This is a genomic window from Streptomyces sp. PTY087I2 (genome assembly GCF_001687325.1).
Classification (GTDB): domain Bacteria; phylum Actinomycetota; class Actinomycetes; order Streptomycetales; family Streptomycetaceae; genus Streptomyces.
Genome location: NZ_LZRD01000013.1, coordinates 104133 through 119359, shown reverse-complemented (window position 1 = coordinate 119359; position 15227 = coordinate 104133). Strand labels below are relative to the sequence as shown.

Sequence of the window (15227 nt, the reverse complement as noted above, 5' to 3'; positions counted from 1 at the left end):
TCCCTAGCCTAGGAGGACCCGAACGGCCGCTTGCGCGCCAGGGGTGGATCGGCTAAAAGGGCCGCTGTCAGGCGGCCGTCCCGCCGGCGTTGCGGATGAGCTGTTGCAGCACTTTCACCGTGGTGACGTAGTCGGCGTCGGCGATGCCCTCGTGGAGCGCGGCGCGGATCGCGGGAGCGTTGCGCTTGAGGTCGAGGCGCGCCTGCTCCCCCTCCTCCGTGATCCACAGCCGCCCGTCCGCGTCCCGCCGCAGCCAGCCCCGCCGTACGAGCGCCTCTGCCTCGACCGCGAGGTCGTCCTCGGGCCGGATGTACGAGGCCATGGCGTGCTGAAGCTCGGGAAGGGTCATGCCTGCTCCGTCGGGCGATATGTCGGCGGCCGAGAGGTTGCGCAGCAGCCAGAACTGGGGCTGGGTGTACCCCTTTTCGGCCTGCCGCTCCCGCGTGTACGCGATCAGCGCCTCGTAGGCGACCCCGGTCCAGTAGGCGGCGGGCTGCGCGGCGAGTTCGGCGTCGCTGAGCTGCTGCTGATCGGGCATGGCGGGTGCTCCCTCGATCGGTCGTAGGTGCCTTACGGCGACCGTAGGACCTCAAGTGCGGTTGAGGGCAAGAGTGAAGCCCCACCGCGCCTCCGTGGTGGGGCTGTTGCTCGTGCGGCGCGCGTGACTCAGGCGGCGCCGAGGTCTCCGGATCGGACGCCCGCGACGAAGGCGCTGAACGCGGCGGCGGGGACGGTGAGGGCCGGGCCGTTCACGTTCTTGGAGTCGCGGACGGGGACGATGCCGTGCGGGGCGGCGAGGTTGGTGGCGACCTCGACGCACGCACCGCCGTTTTCGCTGTAGGAGGACGTGAACCAACGGGGGGTCTCGGTTGTCACTGGAAGCCCTTTCGCAACTGCCTGAACATGTCAACGGACGCGGCCTGGGAGGGAGCGAGCGCCTGCATCTGATGGTAGGCCGTCAGATGCTGCACCACCGAGCCACTTTCCCGCTCCAGATAGCCCTGCTGCGCCGACTCCGCGTACGACATGAGCGAGCGGTCGGGCATGGTCAGGATGTAGAGCGGAAGGCTGAACGGGCGGTGCTCTCCCATGGAGAACGGCACTACCTGGATCACGGTGTTGGGCTGCTCGGCGAACTCGATGAGCCGGTCCATCTGTGCCCGCATGACCTCCGGTCCGCCGACCGGTCGGAGCAGGCAGCTCTCGTCCAGCAGCGCGAAGACCAGCGGCGGCTTCTCGCGGACCAGGGCCGCCTGGCGTTCCGCGACCAGGGCGACGCGCTCCTGGGCCTGGTCCGCGGTGATCACCTGCCGCCGGACGACGCTGTCGGCCAGGACCGTCGCGTACTCCGGGGTCTGGAGCAGGCCCGGGATGACGCCGACCTCGTACAGCCGGATCTCCGCCGCCCGGCGCTCGTAACCCAGGAACTCCGGGAAGCCCTCCAGCAGGCTGCCGTGCTTGATCTGGCCCAGCTCGCGCTCGAACGACGCCTCGGTCCCGGTGAGCCCCAGCGCCCGGTCCGTACTACGCGAAAAGCGCAAGGTCGCAAGTTTGCGACCAGTTTCCACAGATGAGATGTGCGTGCTGGAGTAGCCGTTGCGGTCCCCCAGCCCCTCCTGTGTCCAGCCGCGCTTCTCCCGTAAGTCGCGCAGACGTGCACCGTAGGCCGCTTGCGCGGAGCTTTCCGGGTTCAATTCCTTGACGTTCACGGACCCCGCCCCGATCTTCCGTGCCGAATAGGCAAGTTGAATGACTCCTCACGGTAGGTCACGCTGAATCGCCCCGGTAGTCGTTCGGCTACAGAGAGGAGCGATAGGTGTACGGCGAGAACGCGTGCCCGAATGCGCAGGACCCTCCCGAACTCCCGGCCCTCGGCGCGCTCATGGTGGACACCGGTCACGGCGACCGCGTGGGCGAGTTCCGTGGGGTCGCCGGCCCCTACTGGTCGCTGCGGCCCGTGGGCGGCGGGGCCGAGTGGGAGGCCGAGCCGCACCGGGTCCGGCCCGCGCTCCTCATAGAGCAACTCCGGGCCAGGACCGCCCGGCTCAACGCCCGCAGCCGGGGCGAGGTTCTGTGAACGACCGCCATCCCCCACCCTCACCGGCAAGGATGAGAGCCATGCTGCAGTGCACCGCCTTCACCGAACTCCCCGAGATGGGCGCGCGGGTCGCGCTCATGGGCCTGGAGGACGAGCCCGGCGAGGCGACGGAAGCCCCCGAACTGGACGAGTTCCTGCTGTGCGAACTCGGCGAGCACGAGGAGGGGGTCGAGCACGCGGCCCAGCTCCCGTCGGTGTCGGTTTCCGGCGGGCGCGACCTGTGGATGTTCTGGAGCGAGGCCGGCGGACGCCGGAAGTTCCGCTTCACGGAACTGTTCCCGTGCCCGGCCGTCATCCACCGGCTGTCCGTCAAGGACGGCGACGCCTGCGTGCTGTACGACCGGCACCCGGCCGCGCACTCCTGGGACGTGACGGATCCGCTCGCCGATCTGATGGCGGAGCGGATCCGGGAGGACGTACGGCGCGACCGGGACGGCGGAGGGGCGTGACGACGCATCTGCCGTGGGCCGTGACGACGCATCTGCCGTCGGTCGTGACGACGCATCTGCCGTCGGGGAGGTCGCCCGGCCGTCCTTCGTCGCTGCTGTCTGCCGATCGGCAGATGTGCGGAGGAGCCCCTGCCCGGCAGCCTTGATCTTCCGACGGCAGATGCCGCGAGATCAGGGGGAGTTCGTCATGCCTGACATCGTCACCGAAACGTCCGCCGATACGCCCTCCGAGGCCTCGGACGCCTCCGGGAGGGCCGCGCCGAACGTCGTGTCCCGCCGCTGGCGCCGGTGGTGGTCCCGGTGGCCGGACCTGGCCGTGCGTCTGGCGGTCGTGTGGTCGGTGCTCTACGGGGCGGCGGCGCTGTACTGGGCCCTGGGCGGCGACGGTTACCCCTTCGAGCGGGTCCACGAGGACCGTTCGTCGGGGTCGATCCTGGAGCCGAGCCGGGCCGAGGTGGTCGCTCCGGTGCTGGCCGTGTTCTGCGCACTCGGCGTCGCCGCCGGGCTGTTGATGCTGAAGCGGCTCGGGACCGGCCGGGTCCGCACAGTCCTGCTCGGCTACGGGTGGGTGGCGGGCATCTCGCTGGCCCTCCTGATCCCCGACTACTCGCTGCTCGGCCTGCTGGCGTTCTCGCCGGTGCTGCTCGTGTTCGCCTTCACCGGGGTGCCGGGGCCGCAGGGCATGGGCGACATCCTGTACTGGCACCGCGGGAACCTGATGATCGTCTTCGTCGGCGGGCTGCTCTGGGTCGCCGCGACGCTCGCGTACCAGCGGCGCACCAGCGGGCGATGCGTCCACTGCGGGCGGGCCCCGCACGGATCGGGGCGGCGGACGGACCCCGTCAGGCTGCGCGTCTGGGGGCGCCGGGCGGTCTGGCTGGCCGTGCTGTCGACCCTCCCGTACGACATCACCCGCATCGCCTGGTACTTCGACGTGCCGCTCGGCATCACGGACGCGTTCCTGGAGGAGATGCGGGACACGCCGAACATGCTGGAGATCGGGCTCGCGCTGGGAGTGGTGTCGACCCTGGGCAGCCTGCTGACGCACGGGCTGATCGCCGGGTGGGGTGAGGTGTGGCCGCGCTGGGTGTGGTGGAAGAAGGGGCGGACGATCCATCCGGCGACCGCCGTCGTCCCGGCCGGGCTCGTCGCGGTGGTGCTCATTCCGGGCGGCCTGATGGCGGTGCGCGGCTTCGAGGCCGCCTCGTGGGGCATCACGGGGCCCGCGATCCTCTGGGTGGTGTGGGGTGCCGCGCTGGGCGCCGCCACCTATCTGTACTACCTGCGCCGCCGTGGCGTCTGCCGCAGCTGCGAGCAGGGGTGATCCCGGGCGGTGGCCTCGGGTTCCTGTCCCGGCCCCGGCCCCGGGTTCCTTTTCTGGGGCCGGGGCCGGGGCCTTGGTCGGCGCTTTGTGCCGTCGCCGTCGCCCTACTTCGACTCGACCCGTCCCAACGCGTCCGGGCCCGACGTCAGCGCCTCGCGGGCCGACTGCCAGGCGGTGTCGTCCGCGTACAGTCGGCTGCGCAGATAGGCCCAGCTGAGCCGCGCGAGGGCGGCCACGCGCGCCGGGTCCTCGTCGGTCGTCTCGGCGACGTCGTATCCGGAGATCCCGCCGAGCCCGTGCTCCGCGCCGAAGAGGGTGAGCAGGGTCTTGGGTCCGGGGGAGAGGGTGTAGGGGTCGGTGTGCCAGGCCGGGCCCCGGACCGTCAGATGGGCCGACTCGTCCTTCTCGCCGGCGACCACGAGTGTGGGTGCCGTCATCCGGGAGAAGTCCGTGGTCGTGAGGAAGGGCAGCATCTCGGCCATGGTCGGCACGATGGCGTCGCCGCCCCGGCCGGGTCCGGCCAGCAGGACGCCCGCGCCGATCCGGGAATCGGCCAGGTCCACCTCCGTACCGTCGTCCGGATCGACGAGGCGTGCGCCCAGCAGGAGGCTCGCCGTGTGCGCGCCCATGGAGTGCCCGGCGACGGCGATCCGGTCCCGGTCCATGCGGCCGGCGAGCCCGGGCACCGCCGCCTCGATCTCGTCGAGCCGGTCGATGACGCGCGATATGTCCTCGGCCCGGGAGCGCCAGTGCATGGGTGCGCCGGGGGTGTCGGGCGGCAGGTTCAGCGTGGTCGAGCTGAGGTGGGTCGGCTGGATCACGGCGAACCCGTGCGCCGCCCAGAGGCTGACGAGTGGTGCGTAGCCGTTGAGCGAGGAGAGGTTGTTCGAGAAGCCCTGGCCGTGCGAGAGCAGGATGACCGGAAGACCGCTCCCGGACGGAGGCGTTCCCCCGTCGGTCAGGGGTGCCCCCTCGCCGGTCAGGGGTACGGAGACGCGGACTTGCAGGTCCACGGCCCGGTCGGGGGTGGGCAGGGTCACCGGGGCGACGGACAGGACGGGGGAGGCAGGCCCGAAGGCAGCCGCTGCGCGGGGCGTCGACGTGCTCATGGGGAAGGTTCCTTCCGGGGGCCCCTGCCACGGGGCCGAACGGCGGCGGGGCAGGGGAGTGGAAGCGTCCGGCTTCGGCTAGAGTGAAGCGGAGCGTTGTTCCATTTACGATACGGAGCACTGTTCCGCTTTGTCAACGGCTCACCGCGCGTGGCGGCGGAGCGGGCGAGGAGAGGGGTGTGCGGTGGCTGCTGCCGATGAAGCCGGAGGGGCGTCGGCCCGACCCAGGAGGGCCGACGCGGTACGCAACCAGCAGACGCTGCTGGCCGCCGCCGCCGAGGTCTTCGTGGCCTCGGGGGTCGACGCGCCGATCCGCGAGATCGCCAAGAAGGCCGGCGTTGGCATGGGCACGATCTACCGGCACTTCCCGACCCGGGCGGACCTGGTGGTGGCCGTCTACCGCCACCAGGTCGAGGCCTGCGCCGAGGCGGGCCCGGTGCTGCTGGCCGGGGAGGAGTCCCCGTTCGCCGCGCTGGAGAAGTGGGTGGACCTCTTCGTCGACTTCCTGGTCACGAAGCACGGGCTCGCCGACGCGCTGCGCTCGGACAGCGGCGGCTTCGAGGCGCTGCACGCCTACTTCCTCGACCGGCTGGTGCCCGTCTGCGGGCAGTTGCTCGACGCGGCGGTCGCGGCGGAAGAGGTGCGGCCCGGCGTCCGGCCGTACGAGCTGATGCGAGGGGTCGGGAACCTCTGCGTGGGGCGGGACGACGATCCGCAGTACGACCCGCGCAGGCTGGTGGAGCTGCTGCTGCGCGGGCTGCGGCGGTAATTCGACGACCGGCCCTGGTTCGACGACCGGTCCTGGGGGTGGCGACCGGCCCTGGGGTGGCGACCGGCCCTGGGGTGGCGGGTTCAGTTCAGGCAGAACTCGTTGCCCTCGGGGTCCGTCATGATGATCCAGCTTCCGCCCTGCTCGTCGACCGTGCGCACGGCCCGCGCGCCCAGCGCCGTCAGCCGCTCCGCCTCCGCGTCGCGCTGACCCGGGGCGGAGTGCACGTCGATGTGGAGGCGGTTCTTCACCGTCTTCGGCTCCGGCACCCGCTGGAACAGCAGCCGCCGCCCCTGTCCCGTACCGCTGACCTCGTCGTACGGGTCGCCCGGGTGCCGGGCCGCCGCCAGGTCGAGCCAGGCTCGGCGGCCGTGGGCGTGGGTCGTGATGGCCTCGGGCACGGCTCCGGCCGCGAGCAGCTGCTCGACCAGCGGGCTGTTGTCCTCGACGAGATAGCCCAGGGCCGCCGCCCAGAATCCGGCCTGCGCGTGCGGGTCGGCGCTGTCGATCACGAGTTTCCAGGACAGGGGCTGTGCCGGTGTCTGTGTCATGGAAACCGTTTATAGTGGTTACATGAGCGGAAAGGCAACCAACACGCCGGGGCTGCTGCTGCGGCATCCGGACGGCAGTTCGTTCCGGTTCGATCCGGGCGCGCTGTGTCTGGAGCTGCTGCCGACCGGTGGGCCGGGCCCGCTGTCGTACTTCGAGGTGCTGCACGAGCCGGCCGATCTGGTGCGCTGGGCGGAGGAGAGCCGGCTGCCGGGCGGGCTCGGCGGCGGGTTGGGTTCCGATTCCGGTTCCGGGGCCGACTCCGGTGAGGGGCTTGTCGTGAGCGCGGCGGAGGTGGCGGACGCGCGGGCGCTGCGCGATGCGCTCTGGCGGATTACGGAGAGCTGGGTGCGGGAAGAGCCTCCGGCCCCGGACGACCTCGCCATCCTCAACGACGCGGCGGCCCGGCCGTCGTTGACGTCCCGGCTGACCCTGGGCGGCGAGCGGTCGTGGACGCCCGGCGGCACCGGGACCGGGCTGCTGTCCACCGTCGCCCGCGACGCGATCGACCTGTTCACCGGGGCGTACGCCCACCGCATCCGCACCTGCGGCGCGCACGACTGCCGCCTGGTGTTCGTGGACACCTCACGCCCCGGCAAGCGCCGCTGGTGCTCGATGGAGCGCTGCGGCAACCGGCACAAGGTCCGCGCCCACCGCGCGCGGCTCACGATCTCCGACACCGACTGAAACCGACTGAAGGAGTACCTGCCATGCCGACCGGACTGACACAGGACGCAGGCTGGGAGATCGGCGTCTCCCGGACCGTCCGCCGACCGCTGGCCGCCGTGTGGGACTTCGTCTCCGGACCGGAGGGCGCCGCGCTCTGGCTCGGCCTCGACGGCCCGCTGCCCACGGAGAAGGGCGCTCCGTACCGTACGGCGGACGGAATCGAGGGCGAGATCCGCAGCTACCGCCCCGGCGACCGGATCCGCCTCACCCACGGGACCTCCACCGTCCAGGTGGCCGTGACGCCCGGCAGCTCCGAGGACCGGACCGTGCTGCGCTTCCACCAGGAGCGCCTGGCGAGCGCGGAGGAGCGCGAGGAGCGGCGTACGCACTGGAAGAACGTGATGGACCGGATCGAGGCCGAGCTGACCTGAGGACCGACCTGAGGTGCCTTCCGGCTATGCCCCGTCCGGGGAAGGGGCGGGGCGGGCGGGGCAGGCGGGGCACGTGTGCCCGTCGATCGCGGCCAGCAGACGCGTCGCCGCCGTGCGTACGGTCCGAGGGGGCGAGGTCGCCGTATCGTCCGCGGCCAGCCGGACGGCCGCGCCGCGCCCCTCCGCCACCGCCTCGTGCGCGGCGCGGGTCCACGCCGGGTGCTCGGGGTTTCCGGCGGCCAGGATCGTGGCGAGCAGGTCCAGTACGCCCGCCCGGTCCCGGACCGTGTCCGTCGCCGCCAGCTCCCAGAGGAACGGCACCGTCGCCGCCGTCGAGTCGAAGACGGGCGGGGTGCCGATCCACCGCTCCAGATCGTTGAGCGCCTCGTCCGAGGACGGCGCGTCGCCCCAGGCGATCCGTGACAGCACCCCGGGGACCTGGGACGCGGAGCCGTACGCATGCTGTAGCTCGTGCCACCGCACGTTCCTCATGGCCCCCAGGACAGTCCCCATCCGGGCACTCAATCAGCCTTTACGGGCGGCGTCCACCGTGCCGGAGAACCGTTCCACGGACCGGACCGCGGACCTTGGAGCGGACCGGTCCGCTCCGTGCAGCCGGCGCAGATACGCGTGTACGGAGCGGGCGTCGTCCGCCGGGGCGCACAGGCCCAGGTGGTGGTCGGGGCGGACGACCACGACGGTGCCCGCACCTGTACCCGTACCCGTACCCGTGCTCGTACCGTCGGAGCCTCCCGTTCCGTACGCGGTGGCCGCGTGGCCCGCGTCGTCGACCACCGTGACTCCCGGGTCGGGCTTCGCCCGGTCCTCGTGCGCCGCGTACACGCGGCAGGTCCGCACCCCGGCGTCGCCGTACGCGGCCGCCACCGCGCGCAGGACCGCCGCGCTGCCCGGGCCGAAGCCGAGGACGGTGGTGCGGGGACCCGCGAAGACGCGGTGGAGGCGGGTGCGGTCCCCGGTGACGGCGTCCACGCAGGGGGCGTCGGGGGCCCGGTCCCCGGCGTGGGGGCCGGCGCTTTCGGCGTCCAGCGCCACCCGGTCTCCGGCGTGGAGGGTATCGGGCAGGCCGCCCCCGGCCCGCCGGGTCTCGGCGTGCCCCCGGGCCAGGGAACTCCAGCGGTACCCGACGCCCAGGCCGGTCGTGTCCGAGGTGATGGCCGCGTCCAGGCCGCCGCCCGGCCGGCGGATCGCCTCCAGCGTGGCCCGCAGCCGCTCCGAGGTGAGGTCCAGCGTCCGGGCGGCCACCGGAAGCCGCTCCTCCTCGTACGTGTCCAGCAGTTCCGCGCCCGCGTGACCCGCGAGCACCAGACCCAGCTTCCAGCCCAGGTTGAACGCGTCCTGGATGCCGGTGTTCATGCCGAGGCCGCCCGCGATGGCGTGGACATGCGCCGCGTCGCCCGCGAGGAAGACCCGCCCGGCGCGGAAACGGTCCGCCATCCGCACGTTGACCCGGTACGTCGACAGCAGCTCGGCCCGCGTCAGGGCCCGGCCGGGCAGCGCGGTGTGGCGGGCGAGCAGCCGCCGGAACCCGTCGGCGGTGGGCGCGAGCGGCCGGCCCCGCCCGTCCCGCTCCGGCCCGGCCTGGAACCACCAGCCCGTCGCCGTACCGGGGATCGGGCAGAGCATGACCGCGCCGTCCTCGTCGAACCACTGGTGCCAGCGGGTACGGTCCAGGGCGCCTTCGGCCAGGTCGACATCGCCGCAGACCATCACCTGGTCCTCGGCGGTGGTCCCCTCGAACCCGATCCCGAGCAGCTTCCGTACGGAGCTGTGGGCGCCGTCGCACCCGACGACGTACCGCGCGCGTTCCGGTCGGCCCTCCGCGAACGTCACGTCCACGTGCCGACCGCCGGGCTCCTCCGCCAGCCCCGTGACCTCGCGTCCCAGCTCGACGCCGACGCCGTACCCGGCCAGCCGGTCGCGGAGGATCTCCTCCAGCCGCCACTGGGCGATCAGCCACCCCCGGTCGTAGGGGGCGTCCGGGGAGGGCGCGGAGTCCGCCCAAGGATCGCTCTCCGCGACCGGAAGGCGGTCCCGATACTTGAGCATCGGCAGCGGGGCCGAACCCGCGGCGAGCACCTCCTCGGCCACCCCCAGGTCGTCCAGGACCTCCAGGGACCGGGGGTTGGGGCCCTTCGCACGCGAGGTGCGCGGCGGAGCGGGGGACCGGTCCACGATCCGTACGGCGGCCCCGCGCCGGGCCAGATCGCAGGCCAGCACCAGCCCGGTGGGTCCCGCTCCCACGATGAGTACGTCGGTCATGCCCATGCCTCTCCTCCGGTCACGCTTCCGGTCGTCCGCGACCAGGAAAACGTAACCGAGTAAGAAAAGCAACTAGGTAATCTTTTGTTGTGCGGGGTTCGAAGGGGTGGATGTGAGATCCGGCGAGGCCGGTGCCGGTGCCGGTGCCGGGTTCGGGTCCGGGGATGCGGGGGCCGGGGCGGCGGCCGCCGTCGCCAGCAGCTCCACCGCCAGCGCCCGGTTGCGCCGCGCGGTGCGCAACGCGTCCCAGGTCAGCAGCGACAGGGCGAGCCAGACGAGAGCGAACCCGGCCCACCGCTCGGGCGGCATCGCCTCGTGGAAGTAGAGGACGCCGAGCCCGAACTGGAAGACCGGAGCCAGATACTGGAGGAGCCCCAGCGTGGACAGCGGCACGCGGATCGCCGCCGCGCCGAAGCAGATCAGCGGGACCGCCGTGACGATGCCCGTCGCGGCGAGCAGGAACCCGTGCCCCGCGCCCCCGGCCGTGAACGTCGACTCGCCGGTGGCGGCCAGCCAGAGCAGGAAGCCGAGCGCGGGCACGAAGAGCACGGCGGTCTCGGCGGCCAGGGACTCCAGACCGCCCATGTTCACCTTCTTCTTCACCAGGCCGTACGTGGCGAAGGAGAACGCCAGTACCAGCGAGACCCACGGCGGCTTGCCGTACCCGATCGCCAGGACGAGCACGGCGGCCACGCCGGTGGCGACCGCGGCCCACTGGGCGGGCCGCAGCCGTTCGCCCAGCAGCAGGACGCCCATGGCGATGGTGACCAGCGGATTGATGAAGTAGCCGAGCGAGGCCTCGACGACATGCCCGTTGTTCACGGCCCAGATGTAGAGGCCCCAGTTGACGGAGATCGTCGCCGCCGCCACCGATATCAGCCCCAGCTTGCGCCGGTCGCGGACCAGTTCGCCGATCCAGGCCCAGCGGCGTACGAGCAGCAGGGCGACGGCGACGACGCCGAGCGACCACACCATCCGGTGGGCGAGGATCTCGATCGCCCCGGACGGTTCGAGGAGCGGCCAGAACAGCGGGACCAGGCCCCACATCCCGTACGCGCCGATTCCGTACAGCAGGCCCGCCCGCTGCTCGTTCTTGCCCTCCACGTGTGCCCTCCCGGCCTGCCCGCCCGCGTCGGCCCATGCGGCCGACGGCACGACGGTAGCGCCGGAAGGGCGTCGTGTCATACCCGTCTCACGAAAACACTCATGACAGCGCTGAGGGGGGTGGATGCGACGGGCGGGCTCGGCGGCTCAGGCGGCCGACAGGGCGGCCCGGACCGTCTCGGCTCAGGCGGCGGAAAGAGCGGCGCGCACGGTCTCGGCCAGAGGCGTCGTCGGGCGGCCGATGAGCCGGGCGAGGTCGCCGCTCGTCCCCGCGAGCCGTCCGCGCTCGATCGCCTCGTCCACGTCGACGAGGATCGCCGCGAAGCCCTCGGGGAGCCCCGCGCCGACCAGGATCTCCTGGTGCACGGCGGCCGGAACGTTGGTGTACGCGATCGTCTCGCCGGTCACCTCGGAGATCACCGCGGCGTACTCGGCGAGCGACCAGGCGGTGTCGCCGCTCAGCTCGTAGGCGGTGTTCAGGTGGCCGTCGCCGGTGAGCACGGCGGCCGCGGCGGCGGCGTAGTCGGCCCGGGTGGCGGAGGCGATGCGGCCCTCGCCCGCGTTGGCGACGACGGCGCGGTGCTCCAGGACCGGGGCCAGGTTGGCGGTGTAGTTCTCCGTGTACCAGCCGTTGCGCAGGAAGGTGTACGGCAGCCCGGAGTCGAGGATCAGCTGCTCGGTGGCCTTGTGCTCGTCGGCCAGCGTGAAGTCCGCGTCGGGTCCGCCGAGGATGCCGGTGTACGCGAGCTGGGCGACGCCCGCCGCCTTGGCCGCGTCGATGACCGCGGTGTGCTGCGCCACCCGCTCGCCCACCTCGCTGCCGGAGATCAGCAGCACCCGGTCACCGGACCGGAAGGCTCCGGCAAGGGTCTCGGGGGCGTTGTAGTCCGCGACGCGCAGCTCCACGCCCCGGGCTGCCGGCGCGGCGGCCTTCTCCTTGTCCCGCACGACGGCGACGACCTCGCCGGCCGGGACCGTGGTCAGCAGGGCGTCGACGACGAGGCGGCCGAGTGCGCCAGTGGCTCCGGTGACAACGATGCTCATGGGGGGCTCCGATTTCGATCAGCTGATGCGTCTGCGTGCTTCGGACACCACCCTAAGGGAAGCGCTAACTTTTAGAAAGTGTCACCTTCGGGTTCCGGGAAGCGGCACGCGAGGCATACGGCCGCGCCATGCATACGACGAGGCCCGGGCCCGATCCGTGGGGATCGGGCCCGGGCCTCGGGCGTGTACCTGCTCCGGCTCAGCCGATGACCGTCCAGGTGTCGTTGCCCGTGAGGAGCGAGGCGAGGTCGCCCTTGCCGTCGCGCTCGACGGCGGCGTCCAGCTGGTCCGACATCAGCGTGTCGTAGACGGGCCGCTCCACACTGCGCAGCACCCCGATCGGGGTGTGGTGCAGGGTGTCCGCGTCGGCGAGCCGGGACAGCGCGAACGCCGTCGTGGGCGATTCCGCGTGGGCGTCGTGGACGAGGATCTGCGAGCGGTTCTCCTCCGTGACGGCCACGACCCGGAGATCGCCGGTGGCCGGATCGCGGACGACACCTTTCGGCTCCTGGGAACCGAACAGGATCGGCTGCCCGTGTTCGAGGCGGATGACAGCCTCGGCGGCCTGCTCCTTGTCCTTCAGGACCTCGAAAGCGCCGTCGTTGAAGATGTTGCAGTTCTGGTAGATCTCCACCAGCGCCGTGCCCGAGTGCTCGGCGGCCGCGCGCAGCACGCTCGTGAGGTGTTTGCGGTCGGAGTCGACCGTCCGCGCCACGAACGTCGCTTCCGCGCCGATGGCCAGCGACACCGGGTTGAAGGGCGCGTCCAGCGACCCCATCGGCGTCGACTTGGTGATCTTGCCCAGTTCGGAGGTGGGGCTGTACTGGCCCTTCGTCAGCCCGTAGATCCGGTTGTTGAACAGCAGGATCTTGAGGTTGACGTTACGGCGCAGGGCGTGGATGAGGTGGTTGCCGCCGATGGAGAGCGCGTCGCCGTCACCCGTGACCACCCATACCGACAGATCCCGGCGGGAGGTGGCGAGCCCGGTCGCGATGGACGGGGCCCGGCCGTGGATGGAGTGCATCCCGTAGGTGTTCATGTAGTACGGGAAGCGGGAGGAGCAGCCGATGCCGGAGACGAAGGCGATGTTCTCCTTGGCCAGGCCCAGCTCCGGCATGAAGCCCTGGACCGCGGCGAGGACCGCGTAGTCGCCGCAGCCGGGGCACCAGCGCACTTCCTGGTCCGACTTGAAGTCCTTCATGGACTGCTTCGCCTCGGCCTTCGGCACCAGTTGCAGCAGTTCGTTGTGCCGCAATTCGTCGGTGTCAGGCATCGATGGCCTCCTTGAGAGCCGTGGCGAGCTGCTCGGCCTTGAACGGCATTCCGTTGACCTGGTTGTAGCTGTGGGCGTCCACCAGATACTTCGCCCGCAGCAGCATCGCGAGCTGGCCCAGGTTCATCTCGGGCACGACGACCTTGTCGTAGCGCTTCAGCACCTCGCCGAGATTCTTCGGGAAGGGGTTGAGGTGGCGCAGGTGGGCCTGGGCGATGGGTGCCCCCGCGGCGCGCAGACGGCGTACGGCGGCGGTGATCGGCCCGTACGTCGACCCCCAGCCGAGCACCAGCGTCGCCGCCCCGGCCGGGTCGTCGACCTCCAGGTCGGGAACCTCGATGCCGTCGACCTTGGCCTGGCGCGTGCGGACCATGAAGTCGTGGTTGGCCGGGTCGTAGGAGATGTTGCCGGTGCCGTCCTGCTTCTCGATCCCGCCGATGCGGTGCTCCAGGCCGGCCGTACCCGGGACCGCCCAGGGGCGGGCCAGGGTCTGCGGGTCGCGCTTGTAGGGCCAGAAGACCTCGGTGCCGTCGGCCAGGGTGTGGTTCGGCCCGGTGGCGAACGGCGTCTTGAGGTCGGGCAGCGCGTCCGTCTCCGGGATGCGCCAGGGCTCGGAGCCGTTGGCCAGATAGCCGTCGGAGAGCAGGAAGACCGGCGTCCGGTACGTCAGGGCGATCCGGGCCGCGTCGATCGCGGCGTCGAAGCAGTCCGCCGGGGTCCGCGGGGCCACGATCGGAACCGGAGCCTCCCCGTTCCTCCCGAACATCGCCTGGAGCAGATCGGCCTGCTCGGTCTTGGTCGGCAGCCCCGTCGACGGACCGCCGCGCTGGATGTCGATGATCAGCAGCGGCAGCTCCAGGGAGACCGCGAGCCCGATCGTCTCCGACTTCAGCGCCACACCGGGGCCGGACGTGGTCGTGACGCCCAGCGCCCCGCCGAACGCGGCACCCAGCGCCGCCCCGATTCCGGCGATCTCGTCCTCGGCCTGGAAGGTCCGCACACCGAAGTTCTTGTGCCGGGACAGCTCGTGCAGGATGTCCGAGGCCGGGGTGATCGGATACGAGCCCAGGTAGAGCGGCAGGTCCGCCAGCTGCCCGGCGGCGATCAGACCGTAGGACAGGGCGAGGTTCCCCGAGATGTTGCGGTAGGTGCCGGTGGGGAAGGCCTGCGACGCCGGGGCGACCTCGTAGGAGACCGCGAAGTCCTCGGTCGTCTCGCCGAAATTCCACCCGGCCCGGAAGGCCGCCACATTCGCCTCGGCGATCTCCGGTTTCTTGGCGAATTTGGCCCGCAGGAACGCCTCTGTCCCCTCGGTCGGCCGGTGGTACATCCACGACAGCAGCCCGAGCGCGAACATGTTCTTCGACCGCTCGGCCTCCTTGCGGGGGAGCCCGAACTCCTTCAGTGCCTCCAGCGTCAGCGTCGTCAGCGGCACCGGATGGACGTTGTAGGCCTCCAGCGAACCGTCCTCCAGCGGACTGGTCGCATACCCCACCTTCGCCATCGGCCGCTTCGTGAACTCATCGGTGTTCACAATGATTTCCGCGCCACGCGGTACGTCGTCGATGTTCGCCTTCAACGCGGCGGGGTTCATCGCGACCAGGACGTTGGGAGCGTCGCCCGGAGTCAGAATGTCATGATCGGCAAAGTGGAGCTGAAAGGAAGAGACCCCCGGCAGCGTGCCCGCGGGGGCGCGGATCTCCGCCGGGAAGTTCGGCAGGGTGGAGAGGTCGTTGCCGAAGGAAGCGGTCTCCGAGGTGAACCGGTCGCCCGTGAGCTGCATGCCGTCACCCGAGTCGCCCGCGAAGCGGATGATCACCCGGTCCAGGCGGCGGACTTCCTTCCCGTCGCCGCCCGTGGTTCCCGTCGTACCTGACAGGGGGGCTCGCTGGCCCCCGAGGACGGCGTCGTTGGCCTCATCGGCCTTCTCTGCCGCGCTACTGACCTGGCTCGTCACTGAACTGGACCTCCCTTGGGGCGGCGGTTCGGAACCGTCCGGCGGCCGGCGGATCCCAGAGGCCACCCTACGTCCGCGTAGGTTGCCCTCCGGGGACCGATCATATGGTGGACGCCGTTTTGAGACCCCCTTTTGGTAAGGCTTGTCACGTTATGCCACCCCCCGATCGTG

Annotated in this window: 17 protein-coding genes; 6 read left to right on the top strand and 11 right to left on the bottom strand. The window is 71.5% G+C overall.

Features of this window, described 5'->3' with window-relative positions:
* Positions 1 to 67: 67 nt before the first annotated feature.
* The 3 genes from A3Q37_RS16615 to A3Q37_RS16605 all read right to left on the bottom strand — a co-directional run bounded on the left by A3Q37_RS16615 (position 68) and on the right by A3Q37_RS16605 (position 1709).
* Entirely contained in the window at positions 68 to 538 is a 471-nt protein-coding gene (locus A3Q37_RS16615; RefSeq protein ID WP_065485088.1) for a transposase, read from the bottom strand.
* A gap of 128 nt (positions 539 to 666) precedes the next feature.
* The gene (locus tag A3Q37_RS16610) at positions 667 to 876 is read right to left on the bottom strand and encodes a DUF397 domain-containing protein (RefSeq protein ID WP_065485087.1); all 210 of its coding nucleotides are present in this window, start codon (positions 874 to 876) and stop codon (positions 667 to 669) included.
* Positions 873 to 1709, bottom strand: coding sequence for a helix-turn-helix transcriptional regulator (locus A3Q37_RS16605; protein WP_065485085.1), 837 nt, complete (start codon positions 1707 to 1709; stop codon positions 873 to 875). The genes A3Q37_RS16610 and A3Q37_RS16605 overlap by 4 nt, the downstream gene beginning before the upstream one ends.
* 107 nt (positions 1710 to 1816) lie before the next feature.
* Here A3Q37_RS16605 and A3Q37_RS16600 point away from each other — a divergent pair, with 107 nt between their 5' ends.
* The 3 genes from A3Q37_RS16600 (at position 1817) to A3Q37_RS16590 (ending at position 3871) form a co-directional block, all read left to right on the top strand.
* Entirely contained in the window at positions 1817 to 2077 is a 261-nt protein-coding gene (locus A3Q37_RS16600; RefSeq protein WP_065485083.1) for a hypothetical protein, read from the top strand.
* Between the two features lie 41 nt (positions 2078 to 2118).
* Positions 2119 to 2547: a hypothetical protein gene (locus tag A3Q37_RS16595; protein WP_065485080.1), complete on the top strand. Its 429-nt coding sequence runs from the start codon at positions 2119 to 2121 to the stop codon at positions 2545 to 2547.
* A 187-nt stretch (positions 2548 to 2734) separates the two neighbouring features.
* Entirely contained in the window at positions 2735 to 3871 is a 1137-nt protein-coding gene (locus tag A3Q37_RS16590) for a hypothetical protein (protein WP_079137821.1), read from the top strand.
* Positions 3872 to 3975: 104 nt separating this feature from the next.
* On the opposite strand, the gene A3Q37_RS16585 is transcribed toward A3Q37_RS16590, so the two are convergent.
* Positions 3976 to 4980: a chlorophyllase gene (locus A3Q37_RS16585; RefSeq protein WP_065485078.1), complete on the bottom strand. Its 1005-nt coding sequence runs from the start codon at positions 4978 to 4980 to the stop codon at positions 3976 to 3978.
* A gap of 184 nt (positions 4981 to 5164) precedes the next feature.
* Here A3Q37_RS16585 and A3Q37_RS16580 point away from each other — a divergent pair, with 184 nt between their 5' ends.
* Positions 5165 to 5749: a TetR/AcrR family transcriptional regulator gene (locus A3Q37_RS16580; RefSeq protein WP_065485076.1), complete on the top strand. Its 585-nt coding sequence runs from the start codon at positions 5165 to 5167 to the stop codon at positions 5747 to 5749.
* An 83-nt stretch (positions 5750 to 5832) separates the two neighbouring features.
* Here the strand turns inward: A3Q37_RS16580 and A3Q37_RS16575 are convergent, their stop codons facing one another.
* The gene (locus A3Q37_RS16575; RefSeq protein WP_065485074.1) at positions 5833 to 6300 is read right to left on the bottom strand and encodes a VOC family protein; all 468 of its coding nucleotides are present in this window, start codon (positions 6298 to 6300) and stop codon (positions 5833 to 5835) included.
* Between the two features lie 22 nt (positions 6301 to 6322).
* Here A3Q37_RS16575 and A3Q37_RS16570 point away from each other — a divergent pair, with 22 nt between their 5' ends.
* Together A3Q37_RS16570 and A3Q37_RS16565 are read left to right on the top strand one after the other, a co-directional pair.
* Positions 6323 to 6985, top strand: coding sequence for an ABATE domain-containing protein (locus A3Q37_RS16570; RefSeq protein ID WP_065485072.1), 663 nt, complete (start codon positions 6323 to 6325; stop codon positions 6983 to 6985).
* 23 nt (positions 6986 to 7008) lie between these two features.
* Positions 7009 to 7398, top strand: coding sequence for an SRPBCC domain-containing protein (locus A3Q37_RS16565; protein ID WP_065485070.1), 390 nt, complete (start codon positions 7009 to 7011; stop codon positions 7396 to 7398).
* A 24-nt stretch (positions 7399 to 7422) separates the two neighbouring features.
* On the opposite strand, the gene A3Q37_RS16560 is transcribed toward A3Q37_RS16565, so the two are convergent.
* The 6 genes from A3Q37_RS16560 to A3Q37_RS16535 all read right to left on the bottom strand — a co-directional run bounded on the left by A3Q37_RS16560 (position 7423) and on the right by A3Q37_RS16535 (position 15056).
* On the bottom strand, positions 7423 to 7911 hold the full coding sequence (locus A3Q37_RS16560) for a hypothetical protein (protein WP_065485068.1): 489 nt from the start codon (positions 7909 to 7911) through the stop codon (positions 7423 to 7425).
* A 12-nt stretch (positions 7912 to 7923) separates the two neighbouring features.
* Positions 7924 to 9684, bottom strand: coding sequence for an FAD-dependent monooxygenase (locus A3Q37_RS16555; protein WP_065485065.1), 1761 nt, complete (start codon positions 9682 to 9684; stop codon positions 7924 to 7926).
* Positions 9685 to 9750: 66 nt separating this feature from the next.
* Positions 9751 to 10782 (bottom strand): EamA family transporter RarD, encoded by a 1032-nt coding sequence (gene rarD / locus A3Q37_RS16550; protein WP_065485063.1) that lies wholly within the window; start codon positions 10780 to 10782, stop codon positions 9751 to 9753.
* A gap of 183 nt (positions 10783 to 10965) precedes the next feature.
* Entirely contained in the window at positions 10966 to 11826 is an 861-nt protein-coding gene (locus A3Q37_RS16545) for an SDR family oxidoreductase (RefSeq protein WP_065485061.1), read from the bottom strand.
* Between the two features lie 199 nt (positions 11827 to 12025).
* Positions 12026 to 13099, bottom strand: coding sequence for a 2-oxoacid:ferredoxin oxidoreductase subunit beta (locus A3Q37_RS16540; RefSeq protein ID WP_065485058.1), 1074 nt, complete (start codon positions 13097 to 13099; stop codon positions 12026 to 12028).
* Positions 13092 to 15056 (bottom strand): 2-oxoacid:acceptor oxidoreductase subunit alpha, encoded by a 1965-nt coding sequence (locus tag A3Q37_RS16535; protein WP_065485056.1) that lies wholly within the window; start codon positions 15054 to 15056, stop codon positions 13092 to 13094. The genes A3Q37_RS16540 and A3Q37_RS16535 overlap by 8 nt, the downstream gene beginning before the upstream one ends.
* Between the last annotated feature and the right edge of the window lie 171 nt (positions 15057 to 15227).